At 64.0% G+C, this 20,707-nt stretch carries 19 protein-coding genes, 1 tRNA gene and 1 pseudogene; 7 read left to right on the forward strand and 14 right to left on the reverse strand.

The window, feature by feature from the left end; translation table 11 throughout:
* Window positions 1–117 precede the first annotated feature (117 nt).
* Window positions 118–849 (forward strand): FadR/GntR family transcriptional regulator, encoded by a 732-nt coding sequence (locus ACPJW8_RS10325; protein ID WP_330189569.1) that lies wholly within the window; start codon window positions 118–120, stop codon window positions 847–849.
* Between the two features lie 184 nt (window positions 850–1,033).
* Here the strand turns inward: ACPJW8_RS10325 and ACPJW8_RS10330 are convergent, their stop codons facing one another.
* The 5 genes from ACPJW8_RS10330 to ACPJW8_RS10350 all read right to left on the reverse strand — a co-directional run bounded on the left by ACPJW8_RS10330 (window position 1,034) and on the right by ACPJW8_RS10350 (window position 3,476).
* Window positions 1,034–1,324, reverse strand: a complete 291-nt coding sequence (locus ACPJW8_RS10330; RefSeq protein ID WP_330189568.1) for a hypothetical protein — start codon at window positions 1,322–1,324, stop codon at window positions 1,034–1,036.
* A 125-nt stretch (window positions 1,325–1,449) separates the two neighbouring features.
* Window positions 1,450–1,525: transfer RNA gene (locus tag ACPJW8_RS10335), tRNA-Val, on the reverse strand.
* 86 nt (window positions 1,526–1,611) lie between these two features.
* Entirely contained in the window at window positions 1,612–2,526 is a 915-nt protein-coding gene (locus ACPJW8_RS10340; RefSeq protein ID WP_330189567.1) for an NAD-dependent protein deacetylase, read from the reverse strand.
* A 3-nt stretch (window positions 2,527–2,529) separates the two neighbouring features.
* Window positions 2,530–3,060 carry a peroxiredoxin gene (locus tag ACPJW8_RS10345; RefSeq protein WP_330189566.1) on the reverse strand — a complete coding sequence of 177 codons (531 nt, stop codon included), beginning with the start codon at window positions 3,058–3,060 and terminating at the stop codon, window positions 2,530–2,532.
* Complete coding sequence (locus ACPJW8_RS10350; protein WP_330189565.1) at window positions 3,057–3,476, reverse strand: DUF3052 domain-containing protein; 420 nt, start codon at window positions 3,474–3,476, stop codon at window positions 3,057–3,059. The genes ACPJW8_RS10345 and ACPJW8_RS10350 overlap by 4 nt, the downstream gene beginning before the upstream one ends.
* A 482-nt stretch (window positions 3,477–3,958) precedes the next feature.
* Here ACPJW8_RS10350 and aceE point away from each other — a divergent pair, with 482 nt between their 5' ends.
* The 6 genes from aceE to ACPJW8_RS10380 all read left to right on the forward strand — a co-directional run bounded on the left by aceE (window position 3,959) and on the right by ACPJW8_RS10380 (window position 11,904).
* The gene (gene aceE, locus ACPJW8_RS10355; protein ID WP_330189564.1) at window positions 3,959–6,727 is read left to right on the forward strand and encodes a pyruvate dehydrogenase (acetyl-transferring), homodimeric type; all 2,769 of its coding nucleotides are present in this window, start codon (window positions 3,959–3,961) and stop codon (window positions 6,725–6,727) included.
* 152 nt (window positions 6,728–6,879) lie between these two features.
* Window positions 6,880–8,124: a helix-turn-helix domain-containing protein gene (locus ACPJW8_RS10360; RefSeq protein WP_330189563.1), complete on the forward strand. Its 1,245-nt coding sequence runs from the start codon at window positions 6,880–6,882 to the stop codon at window positions 8,122–8,124.
* A gap of 87 nt (window positions 8,125–8,211) precedes the next feature.
* A complete protein-coding gene (locus ACPJW8_RS10365) occupies window positions 8,212–9,141 on the forward strand; it encodes an ACP S-malonyltransferase (protein ID WP_330189562.1) in 930 nt (309 codons plus the stop codon).
* On the forward strand, window positions 9,138–10,199 hold the full coding sequence (locus tag ACPJW8_RS10370; RefSeq protein WP_330189561.1) for a beta-ketoacyl-ACP synthase III: 1,062 nt from the start codon (window positions 9,138–9,140) through the stop codon (window positions 10,197–10,199). Before ACPJW8_RS10365 ends, ACPJW8_RS10370 begins: the two co-directional genes overlap by 4 nt.
* A gap of 76 nt (window positions 10,200–10,275) precedes the next feature.
* A complete protein-coding gene (locus ACPJW8_RS10375) occupies window positions 10,276–10,521 on the forward strand; it encodes an acyl carrier protein (RefSeq protein ID WP_330189560.1) in 246 nt (81 codons plus the stop codon).
* A 147-nt stretch (window positions 10,522–10,668) separates the two neighbouring features.
* Window positions 10,669–11,904, forward strand: a complete 1,236-nt coding sequence (locus ACPJW8_RS10380; RefSeq protein WP_330189559.1) for a beta-ketoacyl-[acyl-carrier-protein] synthase II — start codon at window positions 10,669–10,671, stop codon at window positions 11,902–11,904.
* 98 nt (window positions 11,905–12,002) lie between these two features.
* Here the strand turns inward: ACPJW8_RS10380 and ACPJW8_RS10385 are convergent, their stop codons facing one another.
* The 9 genes and pseudogenes from ACPJW8_RS10385 to ACPJW8_RS10425 form a co-directional block, all read right to left on the reverse strand.
* Entirely contained in the window at window positions 12,003–12,506 is a 504-nt protein-coding gene (locus ACPJW8_RS10385) for a DUF3145 domain-containing protein (protein ID WP_330189558.1), read from the reverse strand.
* A gap of 275 nt (window positions 12,507–12,781) precedes the next feature.
* Complete coding sequence (locus tag ACPJW8_RS10390; RefSeq protein ID WP_330189557.1) at window positions 12,782–13,720, reverse strand: tyrosine recombinase XerC; 939 nt, start codon at window positions 13,718–13,720, stop codon at window positions 12,782–12,784.
* Between the two features lie 54 nt (window positions 13,721–13,774).
* Window positions 13,775–14,527, reverse strand: a complete 753-nt coding sequence (locus ACPJW8_RS10395) for an aspartate/glutamate racemase family protein (protein ID WP_330189556.1) — start codon at window positions 14,525–14,527, stop codon at window positions 13,775–13,777.
* 50 nt (window positions 14,528–14,577) lie between these two features.
* A complete protein-coding gene (locus ACPJW8_RS10400) occupies window positions 14,578–16,143 on the reverse strand; it encodes an NCS1 family nucleobase:cation symporter-1 (RefSeq protein ID WP_330189555.1) in 1,566 nt (521 codons plus the stop codon).
* 181 nt (window positions 16,144–16,324) lie between these two features.
* Window positions 16,325–17,467: a DNA-processing protein DprA gene (gene dprA / locus ACPJW8_RS10405; RefSeq protein WP_330189582.1), complete on the reverse strand. Its 1,143-nt coding sequence runs from the start codon at window positions 17,465–17,467 to the stop codon at window positions 16,325–16,327.
* A 54-nt stretch (window positions 17,468–17,521) separates the two neighbouring features.
* Window positions 17,522–18,391 (reverse strand): annotated as a pseudogene (locus tag ACPJW8_RS10410) (YifB family Mg chelatase-like AAA ATPase); the annotation flags it as partial.
* A gap of 79 nt (window positions 18,392–18,470) precedes the next feature.
* The gene (locus tag ACPJW8_RS10415; RefSeq protein WP_161799561.1) at window positions 18,471–18,641 is read right to left on the reverse strand and encodes a hypothetical protein; all 171 of its coding nucleotides are present in this window, start codon (window positions 18,639–18,641) and stop codon (window positions 18,471–18,473) included.
* A 10-nt stretch (window positions 18,642–18,651) separates the two neighbouring features.
* Window positions 18,652–19,503: a hypothetical protein gene (locus ACPJW8_RS10420; RefSeq protein WP_330194239.1), complete on the reverse strand. Its 852-nt coding sequence runs from the start codon at window positions 19,501–19,503 to the stop codon at window positions 18,652–18,654.
* A gap of 112 nt (window positions 19,504–19,615) precedes the next feature.
* Window positions 19,616–20,707: a hypothetical protein gene (locus ACPJW8_RS10425; RefSeq protein WP_330194238.1), complete on the reverse strand. Its 1,092-nt coding sequence runs from the start codon at window positions 20,705–20,707 to the stop codon at window positions 19,616–19,618.

Consider the following 20,707-nt stretch of genomic DNA (forward strand, 5'->3'; position numbering starts at 1 on the left):
CATATTTTATCGAAGCAGACTTGTGAAACCCCGTGCCCACTCCGTGGACGCGGCCGCCATCCCCCAGTCTAGGACGCCCGCCAAATCCAGTCGCGGGCTCCGATTAGGCTTGTCTTCATGTCTACCAGCCTCCACCACCGTGCCATCGAGAACCTGGGTACGCGCATCATCAACGGCGAGCTGTCCGCCGGCCACGTGATGCTGGCCGAACAGCTCGAAGAGGAACTCCAGGTTTCGCGGTCCGTCATCCGTGAGGCCGTCCGGGTACTCCAGTCCCTGGGACTGGTGGAAACCATCAAACGCGTCGGCATCAGGGTACTGCCGGTCAGCAGCTGGAACCCTTTCGACCAGCAGGTCATCCGGTGGCGGCTGGCCAGCGAAGGCCGCGGCGCACAGCTGCGTTCCCTGGCGGAGCTGCGGTCAGCCGTTGAACCCGCCGCCGCCGAGCTTGCCGCGCTCAATGCCCCGGCAGCCCTGCGCCGCGAGCTGCTGGACGCCGCCCATGCAATGCGAGACGCCGGCCATGCGGGCGATGTGCCCAGGTTCCTGGAGCTGGACATCGCCTTCCACTCATTACTGCTCTCCGGCTCCGGGAACGAGATGTTCGCGAACCTCATGGGCCAGGTGGCCGAGACCCTGACCGGCCGGACAATGCACGGAATGATGCCTGACCACCCGCACGAAGCGGCCCTGCAATGGCACGTGGATCTGGCCGAGGCCGTCAGCGCCGGCGATGCCGAGGGTGCCCGGGAGGCCTCCGCCAGGATCATGGGCCGCACTATGTCGCGGATGTCCGGCTCGTGGGTGGACCAGCCTCGAATCTTCATTCCGGTGCGGCGAACCAGCTGATTTCGGCCAACAGTTGAGCTTTAAATAAATGCCATCGATTGGATTTTTTGTTTGCGGAATGTTCACTGTATATTCATTTCAAGCCTTCCACCGCGGCATCCCCCAATAGTCGCGGTGGAAGGCCTTCCACGTTAAATGCCACATTGGGCGCAGGTGGTTTGAGCCAGCCCGCAGCCGGGTTGAGCTACGCGGCGGCCGCCAGTACGTCCCGGACCTGCCAGCCACCGCCCTCTCCGTCCCGGACCAGCTCCATGGTGACCAGCCCGGATTGCGGGTTGTGCCCCAACCGGGCCTGGACCCGCAGGACTTCGACATCAACCCGCCCCCTGCCGCGTGGCATACGACGCTGGGACTCCCACCAGTTCACCCGTTCAAACCAGCGGACCGGCTCGGCGCCAACAATCCATTCGCGTCCGCCGCGCAGGACGGCCGCGGGTGAGCCGTCCGGTGATGACCTCAGTACTACGTGTTCCATGCCGTGACCGTAGCGGCAGGCACTGACAATCCAAACGTGCCGGAGCGGACCCCCAACAGGGGGCGTCAGGACACAAAAAACCCCCGCAGCCGCCTGGCTTTCGCCTGGAACTACGGGGGTTTTGGTGGTGGGTCCTACCGGGATCGAACCGATGACATCCACGGTGTAAACGTGGCGCTCTACCAGCTGAGCTAAAGACCCAATGCACTGGTTTTAGCGGTTTCCCGCGCCAACCAACGAACATCAACTGTACCGGACAGACCCGTCCAAAAGCCAATCGGCGCAGTTCAGGGCGCCGGAAGTTCCGTCGCCAACCAGGCCAGGGATTCCGAGACGCCGGCGGCAAGGGTGATGGTGGCCAGGTCGTCGCCCCGGGTGGCACCCCGGTTGATGATTACTACAGGTTTGGCCGCCTTGGCCGCGTGCCGGACAAAACGCAGGCCGCTCATAACCGTCAGCGAAGAACCCGCCACCAGCAGGGCGGCTGCCTCGTCAACCATCGCATAGCAACGTTCCACCCGTTCCTTGGGGACGTTCTCGCCGAAATAGACAAAGTCCGGCTTAAGCGTCCCGCCGCAGGCCGGGCACACCGCAACAACAAAAGTGCTGATCAGTGCCTCGTCCTCCACCGTGGCATCTGCGTTCGGCGCGGCCTCCACCAGCCCTGCATCAAGGGCCGCCTGCAGGAAGCCGGGGTTCAGCTCCTGCAGGACATGGGCCAGCATCTGGCGTGAATACGTCCGCCGGCAGTCAAGGCATACAACCTGGTCGTACCTGCCATGGAGATCAACCACGTTGATGCTTCCTGCGTCCTCGTGGAGCCGGTCAACGTTTTGGGTGATTAGACCGGTCAGGAGGCCCCGTTGCTCCATCTGCGCCACGGCACGGTGCCCCTCATTGGGATCAGCATGCCGGAGGTGGGACCAGCCAATATGGTTCCTCGCCCAGTACCGCTGGCGGTTTGCGGGATCGCCCACGAACTGCTGGTAGGTCATGGGCGAACGCGGCGCAGAATCAGGGCCCCGGTAATCCGGGATGCCGGAATCGGTACTGAGTCCGGCTCCGGTCAGCATGGCAAAACGCTTGCCGGAAAGAAGGGAGCGGATGTCCTCCAGGACGGCCAGCGCCGAAGCCTCCACCGGGGCCGGGGGCCTGGCCGGTTGCCGGGCAAACCCGGTAAGCCCCGTCCCCCGCCCTGCCATGGATCAGCCCTGCGCCGGCCCTACGGCGACTGCCGCGGATTCTTCGGATGCCGCCGTCGAAAGTTCCGAGAGCGCCTGCCGGTACTCCTGGAGGTCCCGGGCGCGGCCGCGGGGATTTACCACCACGTAGCGGATGATGCCCTGGGCATCGATGATGAACGTCCCGCGCCTGGCCATTCCGCTGTCCGGGTCAAAGACCCCATACAGCGAGGCAACCCCGCCGTGCGGCCAGAAATCGGCCAGCAGGTCAAAGTCGTAGCCTTCCTTGTCCGCGTAGGCACGGAGGGTGAACTTGCTGTCTACCGAGACCGCAAGCACTGTGGCATTGGCGGTAGTGAAATCCCCGAGGTTGTCCCGGATCTCGCACAGCTCCCCGGTGCAGATTCCGGAGAAAGCGAAGGGATAGAAGACAACAACAACGTTCTGGCCCCGCAGCGATGACAGCCTGACAGGCTCGCCGTGCTGGTTGGACAGCTCAAAGTCCGGGGCGGCAGAACCAACCTGCAGGGCGAACGCATCCGCCGGTGAGGTCACTTGTTCTTCCTGGTCACCAGCCGCGTGGCGCTCCAGTCCTTGGAGACACCCGCTGAGGTGGTCAGGTGCAGTCCGGCGGTGGGTGCCGCCTCCTGGATCTCCGCGGGAGAAACATAGCCGGTCCGGCCCGACTTGGGCGTCAGGACCCAGACAACCCCGGTCTCGCTCAGGTTGGTCAATGAATCCATGAGGGTGTCGATGAGGTCGCCATCGCCGTCGCGCCACCAGAAGATGACCGCGTCCACAACTTCATGATCATCCTCGTCGAGCAGCTCGGAACCCGTGAGGTCCTCGATGTCGTCACGCAAGTCGAAATCGACGTCGTCGTCGTAACCGAACTCCTGAATCAGATCCCCATTTTTGAAACCCAATTTTTCCGCCACATTTACCGAAGTGGCGGCGTCGGCCTCGCTCACGTGTTCCTCCAATGCCTTGTTGATGCCCGTTACGGGTTCTTGCTGTGTATTCGACTGCGGGTGCAGCTGCGTATCTTGCCGTGTATCTTGCTGTGTCTCTTGCTGCAAAGTGATATCCATTACCACAAGCCAACACCCTTTACGCCGGGTCTTCAAGCTGCCTGTACCGCGATCCGCCATATTCCGCATCACACACCGGCAGCCTGCAGTCCCTGCAGCGGCATTCCGTCATACACAAGAGTATGACCAACAAATACCGGCCGGCACCGATCGCCGGCTACGCATCGCGCTTGCGTCACAGCTAGAGTGGGCTGAGGCAGCAATTCCTGCGGGGCAACCGCCCAGTCGTGAGCTTAGCTACGGCATGCAGTAGTAGCTGTCCAAGGACCCGCCCGGCACACATGACCGGGCTGTTGTAACCGATACGTCGCACAACGACGCGTTTTCGCTTGGCAGCCATCCTGCCCGGCCTAAGTGCGCCGATGCTTGCGCGCAAAGAGAGGTTGGACGTGGCTGCAGGAGAAGATACCTCCCATATCCTTAGCGGGTTGACTAACCAGCTGCCCGATCGTGATCCGGAAGAGACCGCCGAATGGGTCGAGTCCCTGGATTCACTGATCAGGGAACAGGGCACCGAACGGGCCCAGTACATCATGCGCAGCCTGCTGCAGCGCGCCGGAGCCCAGAGTGTTGGCGTGCCCATGGTGACAACCACGGACTACGTCAACACCATTCCGGTGGACCAGGAAGCACCCTTCCCGGGCAATGAGGACTACGAACGCCGCTACCGTGCCTACATGCGCTGGAACGCCGCAATCATGGTCCACCGTGCCCAGCGGGCCAACATCGGTGTTGGTGGCCACATCTCCACCTACGCCGGCGCTGCCACCCTTTACGAAGTCGGCTTCAACCACTTCTTCCGCGGCAAGGACCACCCGGGCGGCGGAGACCAGGTCTTCTTCCAGGGCCACGCCTCCCCCGGCATGTACGCCCGCGCCTTTATGGAAGGCCGCCTGTCCGAGGAGGACCTGGACGGTTTCCGCCAGGAGAAGTCCCGTGAGGGCCACGCCCTTTCCTCGTACCCGCACCCGCGCCTCATGCCGGAATTCTGGGAATTCCCCACGGTGTCCATGGGCATCGGCCCCATGAACGCCATCTACCAGGCCCAGTCCAACCGCTACCTGCACAACCGCGGCCTCAAGGACACCTCAGACCAGCAGGTCTGGGCCTTCCTCGGTGACGGCGAAATGGACGAGCCCGAATCACGCGGCCTCCTCCAGCTTGCTGCGAACGAGAACCTGGACAACCTGAACTTCGTCATCAACTGCAACCTCCAGCGCCTTGACGGACCCGTCCGCGGCAACGGCAAGATCATGCAGGAACTCGAAGCGTTCTTCCGCGGCGCCGGCTGGAACGTCATCAAGGTTGTCTGGGGCCGCGAGTGGGATGATCTCCTCACCAAGGACACCAACGGTGCCCTCGTGAAGATCATGAACGAAACCCCCGACGGCGATTACCAGACGTACAAGGCCGAGTCCGGCGGGTTCGTGCGCGAGCACTTCTTCGGAAAGTCCCCTGAGACCAAGGAAATGGTTTCGGACCTTACCGACGACCAGATCTGGAACCTCAAGCGTGGCGGCCACGACTACCGCAAGGTCTACGCGGCGTACAAGGCAGCCACCGAATTCAAGGGCAAGCCCACGGTCATCCTGGCCAAGACGGTTAAGGGCTATGGCCTGGGACCCCACTTCGAGGGCCGCAACGCCACGCACCAGATGAAGAAGCTCACCCTCGATGACCTGAAGAAGTTCCGCGACCACCTGCGGATTCCGGTCACCGACGAGCAACTGGAGCAGGACCTCTACCAGCCGCCGTACTACCACCCGGGCCAGGACGCGCCGGAAATCAAGTACATGATGGAGCGCCGTGCTGCGCTGGGCGGCGCCGTTCCGGAGCGCCGGGCCAAGCACGATGCCATCACCTTGCCCGAGGCCAAAACCTACGAGGTGGCCAAGCGTGGTTCCGGCAAGCAGCAGGCCGCAACCACCATGGCGTTCGTCAGGCTCCTCAAGGACCTGATGCGGGACAAGAACTTCGGCAAGCACATCGCCCCGATCATCCCGGATGAGGCCCGCACCTTCGGTATGGATGCGTTCTTCCCCACGGCAAAGATCTACAACCCCAAGGGCCAGAACTACCTGTCCGTTGACCGGGACCTCGTCCTCGCCTACAAGGAGTCGGCGCAGGGCCAGCTGATCCACCCGGGCATCAACGAAGCCGGTGCCGTGGCTGCCTTCACCGCAGCCGGCACCGCTTACGCCACCCACGGCGTTCCGCTGGTTCCGATCTACGTGTTCTACTCGATGTTCGGATTCCAGCGCACCGGCGACGCCTTCTGGGCAGCCGGCGACCAGATGGCCCGCGGGTTCATCATCGGCGCCACCGCCGGGCGCACCACCCTCACCGGTGAAGGCCTGCAGCACGCTGACGGCCACTCGCCGCTGCTTGCCTCCACCAACCCGGCAGTCGTCACCTATGACCCGGCATATGGCTACGAAATGGGCCACATCGTCCGTGACGGCCTGGAGCGGATGTACGGCGAAAACAGCACGGACAAGAACCTCATGTACTACCTCACGGTGTACAACGAGCCCATCGTCCAGCCTGCCGAGCCCGAGGACCTGGACGTCGAAGGCGTCCTGAAGGGCATCTACCTCCTGGCGCCCGCCAAGATTGACGGTCCCCGGACCCAGATCCTGGCGTCCGGCGTGTCCGTGCCGTGGGCCATCGAAGCCCAGCGGATCCTGGCCGAAGAGTGGGGCGTGTCCGCCGACGTCTGGTCGGTAACGTCCTGGAACGAACTTCGCCGCGACGGCCTCGCAGCCGAAGAGGAAGCCTTCCTGAACCCGGGGCAGCCCGCCCGCGTGCCGTTCGTTGCCCAGCAGCTGGCCGGAGCCACCGGACCGGTTGTGGCGGTCTCGGACTACATGAAGGCCGTGCCGGACCAGATCCGCCAGTTCGTCCCGAACGAATTCGCCACCCTCGGTGCTGACGGCTTCGGCTTCTCGGACACCCGCGCTGCAGCACGCCGCTTCTTCAAGAACGACACCCACTCGATCGTGGTGCGTTCCCTGGAGATGCTGGCACGCCGTGGCGAGGTTGACGGCCAGGCTCCGGCCCAGGCCATCGAGAAGTACCGCCTGCACGATGTCAATGCCGGCACCACCGGCGGAGCTGGCGGCGAGTCCTAGGCTCCACCGCACCAGCCAATGCACGACGGCGGGGTCCCCACTTTCACGGTGGGGACCCCGCCGTCGGCGTTTCAGGGCTGTGACCGAGGGCAAACGCAGTTGTAGCCTTCGCACAAATGGAGCTTCCGCGCCGCGCACCGTATGCTCATGGGATGCCAGAGCAAACCGTTCCTTCAACCAAGCCCTCTTCGGGCCCCCGGGGCCTCAGCCCGGAAAAGAAGGAAACCCTCAAGAAGCTTCGTGCCAACGTGGGGCAGCTCTCCACCACCACGATGCGCATGCTGGAAACGTCACTTCCCTGGTACAGCCGGCTGAGTTCCGATGAACGCTCTGCCCTTGGGCTCGTGGCCCAGAACGGCATCGCTGCCTTCGTCACCTGGTACGAGCGCCCAAGCTCGCCGTCGTGGATCCTCTCCGACGTCTTCGGTGCAGCACCCACCGAACTCACCCGCTCCATCAGCCTGCAGAAGGCGCTGCAGCTGATCCGGATCGTGGTGGAAGTCGTCGAGGACCAGGTGCCGGTGATCGCACCCGAAGCTGACCAGCCCTCCCTCCGCGAAGCCGTGCTCAGGTACTCCCGCGAAGTCGCCTTCGCCGCCGCCGACGTCTACGCCCGGGCAGCGGAATCGCGGGGATCCTGGGACACGCGGCTCGAGGCACTGATTGTGGACGCGATCCTTCGCGGCGAAAACACCGATGCCCTCCGGTCCAGGATCGCGGCGCTTGGCTGGAAGGCCCAGGAGCGTTTTACCGTAATGGTGGGCAACTCGCCGTCCGAGCCCAGCGCCAGCTACGTCAGCGAACTGCGCCGGACGGCCGGCCGTTACGCCGAGGACGCGCTGGTGGGAATCCAGGGCGACAGGCTGATCCTCATCCTGGGCGGCGTGCATGACCGCGACACCGCATATGTGAAGCTGAGCGAAATGTTCGCCCCGGGCCCCGTGGTTTACGGTCCTGAAGCCGGTACCCTGCTTGACGCAAGTGCCTCCGCGCAGTCGGCATTCGCCGGACTCACGGCCGCCAAGGCCTGGCCGTCCGCTCCCCGCCCCGTCGCGGCGGATGATCTTCTGCCCGAGCGGGTGATTTCCGGCGATGACGCCGCACGCCGGTCACTGATCAAAAACATCTACCGACCCCTGGTGGCCGCCTCCAACGGCCTGGTGGAAACCCTCGGCACCTACCTGGAACTGGGCCATTCCCTGGAGGCCACGGCACGGGAATTGTTCGTCCATGCCAATACTGTCCGTTACCGCCTGAAGCGGGTTTGTGACGTCACAGGCTGGGATCCGCTGTTGCCGCGTGAAGCGTTTGTCCTTCAGGCTGCGCTGGTGGTGGGGCGCCTCGCTGCCCCGCCCAGGGCACCTGCCGAACGTCAGCCAACGAGGAACCAGAATTAATCCGTTGTAGACTTCCTACAAACTGACCCGGTGAGCTTGGTGCATGGAAACACCGTTTATCTTGCCAATATTTGGAAAGCTGGATACGTGCTTGCAATCGTCTGCCCTGGACAGGGCTCACAAACCCCCGGCTTCCTGGCCCCCTGGCTGGAACTGCCTTCGGCAGCAGGCCAACTGGCCTCCCTCAGCGAAATCGCGGGGATCGACCTCACCGCACACGGCACCACCTCTGATGAAGAGACCATCAAGGACACCGCCGTCGCCCAGCCGCTGATTGTTGCCGCAGGCCTGATCGCAGCCGCCCAGCTTTTTGACGTCAAGCTCAGCACCTTGCCCGTGATCCTCGCCGGCCACTCAGTTGGCGAAATCACCGCCGCTGCCCTTGCCGGTGTCCTCACCGAGACCGAGGCCATGACCTTCGTCCGGGAGCGCGCCAACAGCATGGCCGCCGCAGCAGCGGTAACCCCGACCGGAATGAGTGCCGTCCTCGGCGGCGATCCCGCAGAGGTGCTGGCCGCGATCGAAGCCTCCGGAGCCACGCCGGCCAACGTCAACGGCGCAGGCCAGACCGTCGCAGCAGGAACGTTTGAGCAACTGAAGTCCCTGGCTGAAAATCCTCCCGCCAAAGCGCGCGTCATCCCACTCAAGGTGGCCGGAGCTTTCCATACCAGCCACATGTCTCCTGCCGTCAGCGCGCTTGAATCGTTGAAGCCCTCGCTCTCACCGCAGGATCCCAGCGTTCCGCTCCTGTCCAACTACGACGGCGCCGAGGTCACCGGTGGTGCTGCCGCCGTCGAAAGCCTCATTGCCCAGGTCTCGCGGCCGGTGCGCTGGGACCTCTGCATGGAAACCATGGTCCAGCGCGGAGTGACCGGCGTGATCGAACTGGCCCCGGCCGGAACCCTTGCGGGACTCGCCAAGCGGGGAATGCCCGGAGTAAAGACCGTCGCCGTCAAAACTCCCGACGATCTCTCTGCCGCCCTTGCACTCTTCGCAGAATTGGAGGGCAACGCATGAGCGTTCCCACACTGAACCAGTCCCCCGTCAACGAGTTCTCCCGCATTGTGGGGCTCGGCGCCTTCCGCCCGGACGTCATCGTCACCAATGAGGACGTCTGCCAGTGGATCGACTCTTCCGACGAGTGGATCCGCCAGCGCACCGGGATTGTGACCCGCCACCGCGCCGCCGCTGATGTCAGCGTCATCGACATGGCAGAGGGCGCTGCCCGCGAAGCCATGGCCCAGGCCGGCATCGACGCGTCAGAACTCGGCGCCGTCATCGTCTCCACCGTGACACACCCTTATGCCACTCCTTCAGCAGCCGCAGCCCTCGCAGACCGGATCGGCGCAACGCCCGCTCCGGCCTTCGATATCTCCGCCGCCTGCGCGGGGTACTGCTACGGAATCGCCCAGGGCGATGCCCTGGTCCGCTCCGGCGCCGCCAAGTACGTCCTGGTGGTTGGCGCCGAAAAGCTCTCCGACGTCATCGACAACCGGGAGCGCACCATCTCCTTCCTCCTGGGTGACGGCGCCGGCGCCGTGGTGATTGGCCCGTCCGAGACCCCGGGAATCGCCCCCTCGGTCTGGGGTTCAGACGGCAGCAAATGGGAAGCGATCGGCATGACGCGTTCCATGCTCGATGTCCGCGACCTTGGCCTCGCGGCCCGCCAGTCCGACTCCACCGGCGACCTCGCCCTCCTCGAAGAGGCGCAGGAACTTTACCCCACCCTCCGCCAGGATGGCCAGACGGTATTCCGCTGGGCCGTCTGGGAAATGGCGAAGGTGGCGCAGCAGGCGCTGGACGCTGCCGGCGTCAAGGCGGAGGATCTTGTTGCCTTCGTCCCGCACCAGGCCAACATGCGGATCATCGATGAGATGGTCAAGAAGCTCAAGCTTCCGGAGCACGTAGTAGTAGCCCGCGACATTGCCGAAGCAGGCAACACGTCAGCGGCCTCCATTCCCCTGGCTACGCACCGGCTGCTCCAGGAAAACCCCGCCCTCAGCGGCGGGCTGGCGCTCCAGATCGGCTTTGGCGCCGGACTGGTTTTCGGCGCCCAGGTAGTTGTCCTTCCGTAATAACCGCCCACCAAGCCGCGACCGCGGGTTGACCCATTTCCGGCACCGCCGGCAATAACAAGAAAAGGAGCCATCAATGGCTAGCAACGAAGAAATCCTGGCCGGCCTGGCTGAAATCGTCAACGAGGAGACCGGACTCTCCCCCGAGGCAGTCGAGCTGGATAAGTCCTTCACCGAGGACCTGGACATCGACTCCATCTCGATGATGACCATCGTCGTCAACGCTGAAGAGAAGTTCGGCGTCCGCATTCCGGACGAAGAAGTCAAGAACCTCAAGACCGTCGGCGACGCCGTCAGCTTCATCTCCGGCGCACAGGCGTAGTTTTACCCGGCCTCCGGGCCAGACGGCCGGTTGGCGGAGCCAGGCTCCCCGACCGGCCGTTGCACCATATGGATATTCTGCAGATCCCTTCGCTGGCCGCATCCGCGGCTTCCGCTCGCGGACTGCGCACCAACAGAGAGTGATCCCATGACACGCAAAGTAGTCATTACCGGTCTGGGTGCCACGACGCCCATTGGAGGCGACGTTCCCACCATGTGGGCCAACTCACTGAAGGGGGTGTCCGGTGCCCGCACCCTGGAGGACGACTGGGTGGCCAAGTTTGAACTTCCCGTCCATTTCGCCGCACGCTGCAGCACGCCTGCCCTGGATGTGCTCAGCCGGGTCGAGGCCAAGCGAATGGACCCCTCAACGCAGTTTGGCGTCATTGCCGCACGTGAGGCCTGGGCTGACGCCGGAATCACCGAAATCGACCACGACCGCCTGGCTGTTGCCTTCGCCACCGGCATCGGCGGCGTGTGGACCCTGCTCGACGCCTGGGACACCCTGAGGGAAAAGGGTCCCCGCCGGGTACTGCCCATGACGGTGCCCATGCTGATGCCCAACGGCGTCGCAGCTGCCGTAAGCCTGGACCTCGGTGCCCGCGCCGGCGCCCACACCCCTGTTTCCGCTTGTGCCTCAGGTACCGAAGCACTCCACCTTGGCCTGGACCTCATCCGCTCCGGGAAGGCAGACGTTGTGATGTGCGGCGGTGCAGAAGCTGCCATCCACCCCATGCCGCTGGCTGCCTTCTCTTCCATGCAGGCGCTTTCCCGCAGGAACGACGAGCCGGAGCGGGCATCGCGCCCCTACGACATCGACCGCGACGGTTTTGTCATGGGCGAAGGCGCGGGCGCCCTGGTCCTCGAAGCCGAGGAGCACGCACTGGCGCGCGGCGCACGTATTTATGGCGAGCTGGCCGGTACCTCAGTAACGGCCGATGCCTACCACATCACGGCTCCGGATCCCGAGGGCCTCGGGGCAACGCGGGCGCTGAAGGCAGCCATGTTCGATGGCCGCATCCAGGCCTCTGACGTGGTCCACGTCAACGCCCATGCCACCTCGACGCCGGTCGGCGACAAGCCTGAATACACGGCACTCAAGGCCGCCCTGGGTTCGCAGCTGGACAGCGTGGCTGTCTCCGCCACGAAGTCCCAGATGGGCCATCTGCTGGGTGCCTCCGGCGCCGTGGAAGCAGTGCTGACCACCTTGGCCGTGTACGAGCGAAAGACGCCCGTGACGATCAACCTCGAGAACCAGGATCCCGAGATTCCCCTGGACGTTGTGACCTCGGTCCGCGACCTCCCTGCGGGCAACATCGTGGCCCTCAGCAACTCGTTCGGCTTCGGCGGGCACAACGCCGTCATCGCCGTCCGGAGCGTCTAGCACAACCGCTGACCCGGTTCTTTCGGGTTAACCATGAGGGGGCCTGCAGCATTGAGCTGCAGGGCCCCTCATGTGTTGCGGGAGGATGGTTTGGCCGCTCAGCCCACCTGGTGGAGCCAGCGGACGGGAGCACCCTCGGCTGCGTGCCGGAAGGGTTCGAGTTCCTCGTCCCAGGCCTCGCCCAAGGCAAGGGACAGCTCGTGGTAGACAGCCGAAGGGTCTCCGGCACCGGATTCGTAGGCGTAGCGGATACGGTCTTCGGAAACCATGATGTTGCCATGGACATCGGTCATGGCATGGAAGATGCCCAATTCGGGGGTGTGGGACCACCGGCCGCCGTCCACGCCCTGGCTTGGTTCCTCGGTGACCTCATAGCGAAGATGCGCCCAGCCACGGAGGGCCGACGCGATTTGTGAGCCTGTCCCTTGCGGCCCGGTCCATGACAGTTCAGCACGGAACATTCCGGGCGCAGCAGGCTGAGGGGTCCACTCAAGATCAGTGCGCTTGTCCACGACCGATCCGATGGCCCACTCAACGTGAGGGCACAGCGCAGTTGGTGCCGAGTGGATAAACAACAGACCGCGGGTCATTGCAACAGACATTCCATCCTCCATAGCTAGGTACGTCTTCCCCAACGACCTCTGCCTGGATGGAATCCCGGGCACTTTCCCGGGCGCGGATCCCTCCCGGACTATTCAGTTTTGGACGGTTCCGCTCCGGGCCCCGCCAGGCAAGGAGCTTCAAGCGGTACTTGAAAGTTGCCGTGCCTGCCTTTCATTGTGCCGTATGGCCCGTGATTTCGCCAGCGTGAGCAACAGTACATTCAGCAGCCCGCCACGCAGGCGGGTTGAGCCATCCCCGCCCCCGCCTGATGGTTTTATGCCCTCGGGTGCGCCTGCTGATAACTCTGCCGGAGCCGCTCCACGGACACATGCGTGTAAATCTGCGTAGTGGCCAGACTGCTGTGACCAAGAATTTCCTGAACAGCGCGCAGGTCCGCCCCGCCGTCCAGCAGATGGGTGGCCGCAGAATGGCGCAGCGCGTGGGGTCCTGTAGCAGAGGTGTCCCCCAGTTTTTCCAGTGCTCCCTGGACAACTGCGCGCACTTGCCGTTGATCCACGCGGTTGCCCCGGACGCCCAGGAACGCTGCAGGGCCGCTGCCGGGCCTGGCCAGGTGAGGCCGGCCGCGCCGCAACCAGTCATCCACGGCGAGCGCCGCCGGGACACCATAGGGGACTGTGCGTTCCTTGTTGCCTTTACCGAGGACCCGCACGGTCCGGCGGTCCGGGTCAAGATCGTCGACGTCGATCCCCGCCAACTCCCCGACGCGCACTCCGGTGGCATACAGCAGTTCAACCATGGCTTTGTTCCGCAGGGCGATCGGATCACCGTCCTGCGCCGATTCCTCAAGTCCTGCCAGCAGCCTCTTGAGCTGCTGCTGCTGGAGAACGCCGGGGAGGGACTTGTCACGTTTGGGCGCCTTGAGCCGTACCGCGGGGTTGTCCGCCAGCAGGCCCTCCCGGGAGGCCCAGGCGGCGAAAGACCGTACCGTAGCCGCCCGGCGGGCCAGGGTTGCGCGGGATACGCCGGACTCGCTCTGGGCGCCCAGCCACCGCCGAAGTGTACCGAGCTGAAGGTCCGGGACCGCCGTACTCCCTTCGGCTGCAGCGAACTCCAGGAGGCTGCGGACATCAGCGGTATAGGCACGGACGGTATGCGCCGAACGCGCACGCTCCGCCGTGAGGTAGCGGACGAAGCCGGCCAATGCCTGGTCAAGCGGCTCCGGCAACGCCGTCCGGTCTCGTGATGAATCCATTGCGCCTCCTGCAGCGTCCCACCCATTCAAGCACGCAGCCGGAGCACTGTTCGGTTACCCCGCCGTCGTCAACGGGACAGAACCTGCCAGGGTCAGGGGCCAGCCGGTGACGGTTTTGGGACGCGGGGCTGCGTAAGTCCGGACCTTGGAGGTGGACAGGCGCATACGCACCAGGGACTCGGCGATGGTGACAGCGGCGGCCACCCCATCCACTACCGGCACACCGGCGCGTTCCCGGATTTGTTCATCCAGGCCGGCCATGCCGCCGCAGCCAAGGACTATCACTTCGGCTTTGTCCTCATGTACGGCCAGCAGCGCCTGATCAATGATGGCCTCCACTGCCCGCGCCGGTTCTTCCTCGAGTTCAAGGACGGCCATACCGGAGGCACGTACCGAGGCGCATCGTGTGTCCAGGCCGGCAAGCTTGAGCCGGTCCTCAATCAGTGGAACGGCCCTGTCCAGCGTGGTGACCACAGAATACTTGTGCCCGAGGAACATGGCCGTGCTGGCCGCAGCCTCCGTGATGTCCACGACCGGAACGTCCAGGAGTTCCTGGAGGCCTTCCCTTCCATGTTCGCCATAACCGGCCTGGATGACTGCGTCGTAGCGTTCCGGATAGTTGACCACGGCGTCCATCACGGCAATGGCCGCCAGGTAGCTTTCGAAGTTTCCTTCACAGGAGTCAGCACCAAACCTGGGTGTCACCCCAATGATTTCGGTACCAGGGGCGGCAATGCTCCGGGCCTGTGCGGCAATGGAATCGGTCATGGACTGGGTGGTATTGACGTTCGCGACAAGAATGCGCATGGGGATTTCCTTACTTCCTGGCGGAGCGGACAGCGGAGCCGGGCCGCGGGCTAGTGATTGCTGGGAACGGCGATTGCTTCACCGTTGACGTCTTCGAACTGCCTGGAACGATCCGAGATGAGGTAATAAACAACTGCGGCAATCCCGGCTGCGAAGAACCATGCAAACGGCGCAGCAGCGGCCAGCGGCGGAACGAAGGCGATGGCAAGGGCAACGGCAGCGGCCGGGACCATCGCGGTAATCGCCTTGGGATTAACGCCGTTCCGGTAAAAGTAGGCTCCCCCTGGTGAGGCGGTGTACAGCTCGGGAACGTTGACCTTTCCGCGGCGGATGAGCCAGTAGTCGGCCATGACCACTCCGAAAAGGGGTCCAAGGAGGGCACCCAGTCCGCCAAGGAAGTAAAGGATGACCAACGGATTGTTGTACAGGTTCCACGGAAGGATCACCAGGCCGATCACAGCACTGACGGCAGCGGCCCGGCGGAAGTTCAGCCGCTTCGGAAACAGGTTGGTCAGGGCGTAGACCGGTGCTACGAAGTTCGCCATGAGGTTTACCGCAATCGTCAGGATCAGCAGCGCCAGGCAGGCAAGGACAACAAGGATCGTATTGGGAATTGTCTGGACGATGTCCGACGGGCTCTCAATGATGGTGCCGTTGATCTTGAACTGACCACCCGCCATCACTACAACGATGGCGCCAAAGACCAGCATGTTGATGGGTATACCCCAGAAATTGCCACGCACGACGGCCTTCTTGGAGACAGCCGAGCGGGTGAAGTCACAAAAATTCAGCACGAAGGTGCCGTAGATGGAAACCCACAGCGCACCGCCGGCGAAGATGGTGAGCCACATGTCCGGGCCCTCCAGGGCGTTATCCGAGGACCACGCGATGGCGCCGCCGGCCTCGGTGAAGATCCAGATGGCGACGGCCGCCATGGTGACCAGGATGACCGGCCCGGCAAAGGCTTCGTATTTGCGGATCATCTCCATGCCGAAGCTGACGATGACCAGTTGCACGATCCACAGGATCCCGAAGGCAATCCAGCCAAGCGATGACAGCCCCAGGATGGAGTTGGCGTCCAAAGAAGCGAGCGACGGAACCATGGCGATGAGCATCACCCGGAAAACCACCGAGGCAAGGTAGGTCTGGATGCCGAACCAGGCGATCGCCACCGCACCCCGCAGCAGACTGGCGATCTGAGCGCCCCGGATACCAAAGGAGATCCGGCTCATCACCGGAAACGGAACACCTGTCTTCACTCCCATGAATCCGGAGAGATTCAAGAGACCAAAGAGCAACGCTGCACCGATGCCCAGCGCGAGGAGGATCTGCCAGGCTCCCAGGCCGAGTGCGAACAGGCCCACGGCAAACGCGTAGTTTCCGAGGCTGTGGACGTCGTTCGCCCAGAGGGTGAAGATGCTGTAACCGGACCAGCGCCGCCCTTCCCGCATGGTCGGCGCAAGGTCAACGTTGTACAGGGTTGGGCTGATCACTTGGCCTGAGGCGTCGCTTGCCTTTTGGCAGAGCTGATCCAGGCCTGTAGCTGGGTGGACCGGCTGGCCCGACAGCGGCGTCGGGGAAGCCGGGTCCACTCCGACCGTAGGTGTGGTGTGCATGTGCGTCTCCAGTTCAGGGGATTTCCGCGGTGGTGAGCCTGACTCGGATCGATCGGTTCTGTTATTCCACATTGCGAAAACAAGTTCTTGAATAGTGAAATGATGGTATGACCCAGATCACCGCACGTCAAGGCCTTCGCTGGAGCCTCCCGGTCACATTGGGCAGCTACGGGACTGCAGGCTAGCCGGCAGCCTTGAGCCTCTTCCATCCCCCGCGTTCGGATGTGGCCAGGCCCAGCAGCCCCAGGCGCCCAAGTCCTGCCCGCACCGCTTCCTGCCCAAGGCCGGCCACCGAACACAATTTTTCGATGGAGCTGGTGCTCCGCAGCGGCAGGGCGTCCAGGAGGATAAGGTCCTCAAGCGTGAGTCCGTCGTGTTCGGCCGCTTCCACGTGCCTTTCGCCGGCGAGGCCTGTTCCGATGGGTGAGGCGAGCTCGGCGACCTCGCCCGCATCCGTTACGCAGACTGCGCCGCCCTCCCGGAGGAGCCGATGGCACCCTGCCGAGTTGGCACTGTGGACCGAACCCGGCACGGCACCTACTGCCCGGCCCAGGGTCTCCGCATGGTGGGCAGTGTTCAGGGCACCCGAGCGCCATCTGGCTTCGACCACCACTACAACGGCTGACAGCGCCGCGATTAACCTGTTGCGCTGGAGAAACCTGTAACGGGTGGGAGCTGACCCCGGAGGGACCTCCGCCAGAACAGCGCCCTGGTTGGCCACCGCACGCAGCAGCTCCTCATTTCCCGCAGGATAGAAACGGTCAACTCCCCCTGCCATAACGGCGATGGTGGGCATATTGTCGGATCCACCCGCGAGCGCGGCGCGGTGCGCGTGCGCGTCGATGCCATAGGCGCCGCCAGAGATCACAGTAAATCCCCTTTGTGACAGCGTGTACGCGAGGTCGCCGGTAACTGAAGCACCGTAGCTGGTGCTGTCCCTGGATCCCACGAGTGCCACCGACGTACCAGCTTCAGGAAGGGGTTGTTCTGTTCCCCTCCACCACAAGCAGACAGGTTCATGCAGTCCGAGGTCCGCCAACTGGATTGGCCATAGGTCATCGCCCGGAATAATCAACCGGCCACCCAGCCTCGCCATGGTGGCAAGGTCCCTGTCCGGGGCGAGCTCCGGAACCCGGGGGCGCCAACGCCGCAAGGCGTCCGCCAGGCCAGGCCACGAGCCGCTGCCGCCGGCCTCGGAGAGGGCTTCTCCGATGTCACGCTCCAGCGTGGGTCCTGCAGTGAGGTCTCCCGAGGCGATCCGGAGAGCGTCGACGGCGCCCGTCAGCCGGATAAGGGCCAGGCCCGCGGCGTCCTGGGGTTCCATGAGCCGGGACAGTGCGGCACGGGCAATTCGTTCGTCATTCACGAAGGGTTCCTCTCAAGCGGCCGCGGGAGCGGCCTGGCGCAGGTTCAATGCCTGGCCGATGTCGTTGATGTCGGGGTGTGACCGGCCGGCAAGGTCCGCAAGCGTCCACGCCAACCGGAGGACGCGGTCGTATCCGCGGGCAGTCAGGACGCCACGTTCAAGGGACTGGTCAAGGATCCTTGTGACCGGCGCCGCAAGCCGCAGCTGGCCCCGAAGGATCCTGCCGGGGACCTGGGAATTGTTCTCCAGCCCGAAGGCACGCAGCCGCTCGCCCTGGACCAGGCGGGCGGCACGGACACGCGCGGCAATCGCCTCGGTGTCCTCTTCGTTGCCCGCCTGACCGAAGTCCGACAGGGATACCCGCTCCACCTGTAGCTGGATGTCCACCCGGTCCAAGAGCGGACCGGACATCCGTGCGGCATAGCGCCTGCGCATCATCGGTGTGCAGGTGCACTCCAGGCCTTTGCCTGACGCTTTTCCGCAGGGGCAGGGGTTCGCCGCGAGAACCAGTTGGAAGCGGGCCGGATAAGCCGCCGTTCCTGCAGAGCGATGGATCACCAGTTCACCGCTCTCCAGCGGCTGCCGCAGTGCATCCAGCACCCGGCGCTCGTACTCCGGCGCTTCGTCCAGGAACAATACGCCCCGGTGTGCCCTGGAGGCGGCCCCGGGCCTGGGCATCCCTGAACCGCCGCCGATGATGGCGGCTGATGTTGCCGTATGGTGCGGGCTTTCGAACGGCGGGCGCCGCACCAGCTGCCGGGCCGCCGCAGGGAGGCCACACAGCGAGTGAATGGCTGTAACTTCCATGGCGGCACCGTCATCGAGTTCGGGAAGGAGGCCGGGGAGCCGTTCGGCCAGCATGGTTTTCCCGGCACCGGGGGGACTACACACTTAAGTGTGCATGCGCGCTGACCTGAGGTTATGTCTCAAAACGGACACCCCGGCGTGGGAGTTTGAAGGCTCAGCTCTCGTCGAACGGCAGGCGGACGACCTCATCGCCCGGGTCTTCCGGACTTGCTGGCGGAGCCGCGCCCGGGTGGTCCTGGTACAGCGCGTCCGAGGCGCTCTGGTCGTAGGTGTCGGAGAGGTCTGCACCCTTGGTCCCGAGGACCTGCTCCCAGTTGAATCCCATACACACGACTTTATCGGCCGGTATCGAACTCGCGAAGGATCGCCTCGACGCGCGCGGTCAGTTCGTCGGCGCGCTTGAGGATCTGCTCTTCCTCCTCACGCGACATCTGCCGCCGGGGGCTGGCCGGCATCGCAGCTGCAGCAGGCACCGGCGCAGGTGCGGGCTCCGGACCGTCGAGCAGCAGGGCCGCGGCACTGATGACCGCCGACAGCGAGGATGGGTGCATGGAGCGGTAGGCATCGATCCATCCCCAGCGGTCCACGGCTGGCAGCAAGCCGATGGAGACGTGCCAATCCGGATTGGGATCCGGCCGCAGGTGCCGGTGCGCGGAGCCTACTTCGTCGCGGCGGTGTCCCAGGACCCGGACGGAACTGTGCGACCACCCGCTGTTGGTGCCGATCACATCAAGCCACGACCAGGTGGCGCACGCCGGGCAGTCCTCCGGTTCCGGGGCGACGCCGATCTGCCCGCGCACCCGGTGCATTCCGTCCGGCCGCAGTCCCAGCGCACCTGACCTGTCCAGTCCGAGGCCTCCGTGGGAGCGCGGTGCCAGCAACACCGCAGTGAACAGCATCCGGCGCAGCCGCAGCCGGAAGACCCAGTGGGTGCCTGGGTGCTGGATGATTACCGCACCGCGTCGGATCAGCCGCTGCAGGGAACTGGTGTCCTCCGTGTGCCCGCGCGGCCACGCGGGGGCCGGTGGATCTTTGGGAGCCAGCCGCCGGCGCAGCGCCGCGAGCACAGCCCGGGATGGCTGTGCCTGCTGCACGAAGCGAGAGACTGTGGTCTCATCGATCCTTCCGGCAGGCACGCCCATGACCGAGCACCAGTCGGTCCAGAGGTCGGGAAGCGCCGTCGTCATCCTCACGATTCTCCCACCGCGGCCTGGTTCGATACGAGCGTCGTCTCAGGCGAGGGTCAGGCCTGCTATTCGCGACCACCCCTGTAACTCTCGATGGGCCATCCGCCGATGCTCAGTCGTCAAGACCGAAGGCAGCAGTGAGGTGCTCGATCGTAAACTGGCTGCGCATCTTTGTAGCTGTGTTCTGGTTGGCGTAGAGCCCGGTCTTCCGCACTCCCTGATCACGCGGAACGGCGCGGGTCCATTCGACCGGTACTGCCCATTCTGCATTGTCGTCGTCCTCATCGCCGTCATGGTGATAGCTTCCTGCCAGGGCGAGGTCAGTCAGCTTCGTCTCGATTCCATCTACGATGACGGTGGTTTCGTCGAATCTCTGGGCCTCGCCCGTGACAGTACCAACTCCGACATATCCGATTTTGGGGATGTAGGCGAAGATTCGGGCACCGAGAGGCAAGTTCTTCAGCGTTTGTGAATACTTCTTGCCGCCGCCGCCTGAGACGAAGCCGTACTTCATACCGTCGACCCATTGCCGGCCTGTTGGCTCGTCGCCAAATGAGACGTACCAGTCAGACCCGTTCCAGGGTTCACGTGTTTTGTTCTTCCGTGAGGTCGCGGAAATGGACGACTTGGCTTGTTCGCTCTGATCGACCAGCCAGCTGCGGGCAAGGTACGAAGAACCGTTGTCCTGAAAATGTCTGAAGAAGACGACGTTGATGGGAACGTCGAAGTCTTCGTTGAGGAACCGCACGATGCGCTCGGTAGCGTTGTCAACGCTGGCGGCAACGATTGTGAATTCCTGTGCAGTGTTGACTTCTTCAGGAAGAGTGTCGCCGAAACGATCGGCAAACGCTTCTTCAAGAGCAAGGCCTGGACGGTAGGTGGCGAAGATATTGTCGATCTCGCTTCGGCCAAGGGTTGCTGCCCAGGAGCCATAATCGAGAGTTTGAGCCGCAACATCGCGTGGAGTTTTGTCGCGTTTGAGTTCGATTACGTGCAACGACGCCGTTTCGTCCAGCGCGAGCAGATCTACGAATCCCCCGTGCGCGGTCGGAACCTGCCGGCCAATGACGAGAAGCGGCTCGCCAAGCACTGCCGGGTCAGACTCGATGTAGCCCTCCAACTGGGATTCCAAGCCGATTGATACCGGCACGATCCGACTGAGTTGGCCACCCTCTGCCCGCCACAAGCCCATCTCAACCGCCAT

Origin of the sequence: Pseudarthrobacter sp. J47 (assembly GCF_049810315.1) — a bacterium.
Taxonomy (GTDB): domain Bacteria; phylum Actinomycetota; class Actinomycetes; order Actinomycetales; family Micrococcaceae; genus Arthrobacter.

Coding starts and splice junctions, on each gene's coding strand:
- ACPJW8_RS10325 (WP_330189569.1), top strand. CDS start 118: ATGTCTACCAGCCTCCACCACCGTGCCATCGAGAACCTGGGTACGCGC.
- ACPJW8_RS10330 (WP_330189568.1), bottom strand. CDS start 1,324: ATGGAACACGTAGTACTGAGGTCATCACCGGACGGCTCACCCGCGGCC.
- ACPJW8_RS10340 (WP_330189567.1), bottom strand. CDS start 2,526: ATGGCAGGGCGGGGGACGGGGCTTACCGGGTTTGCCCGGCAACCGGCC.
- aceE (WP_330189564.1), top strand. CDS start 3,959: ATGCTTGCGCGCAAAGAGAGGTTGGACGTGGCTGCAGGAGAAGATACC.
- ACPJW8_RS10360 (WP_330189563.1), top strand. CDS start 6,880: ATGCCAGAGCAAACCGTTCCTTCAACCAAGCCCTCTTCGGGCCCCCGG.
- ACPJW8_RS10370 (WP_330189561.1), top strand. CDS start 9,138: ATGAGCGTTCCCACACTGAACCAGTCCCCCGTCAACGAGTTCTCCCGC.
- ACPJW8_RS10375 (WP_330189560.1), top strand. CDS start 10,276: ATGGCTAGCAACGAAGAAATCCTGGCCGGCCTGGCTGAAATCGTCAAC.
- ACPJW8_RS10380 (WP_330189559.1), top strand. CDS start 10,669: ATGACACGCAAAGTAGTCATTACCGGTCTGGGTGCCACGACGCCCATT.
- ACPJW8_RS10385 (WP_330189558.1), bottom strand. CDS start 12,506: ATGTCTGTTGCAATGACCCGCGGTCTGTTGTTTATCCACTCGGCACCA.
- ACPJW8_RS10390 (WP_330189557.1), bottom strand. CDS start 13,720: ATGGATTCATCACGAGACCGGACGGCGTTGCCGGAGCCGCTTGACCAG.
- ACPJW8_RS10395 (WP_330189556.1), bottom strand. CDS start 14,527: ATGCGCATTCTTGTCGCGAACGTCAATACCACCCAGTCCATGACCGAT.
- ACPJW8_RS10400 (WP_330189555.1), bottom strand. CDS start 16,143: ATGCACACCACACCTACGGTCGGAGTGGACCCGGCTTCCCCGACGCCG.
- dprA (WP_330189582.1), bottom strand. CDS start 17,467: ATGGAACCCCAGGACGCCGCGGGCCTGGCCCTTATCCGGCTGACGGGC.
- ACPJW8_RS10415 (WP_161799561.1), bottom strand. CDS start 18,641: ATGGGATTCAACTGGGAGCAGGTCCTCGGGACCAAGGGTGCAGACCTC.
- ACPJW8_RS10420 (WP_330194239.1), bottom strand. CDS start 19,503: ATGACGACGGCGCTTCCCGACCTCTGGACCGACTGGTGCTCGGTCATG.
- ACPJW8_RS10425 (WP_330194238.1), bottom strand. CDS start 20,707: ATGGCGGTTGAGATGGGCTTGTGGCGGGCAGAGGGTGGCCAACTCAGT.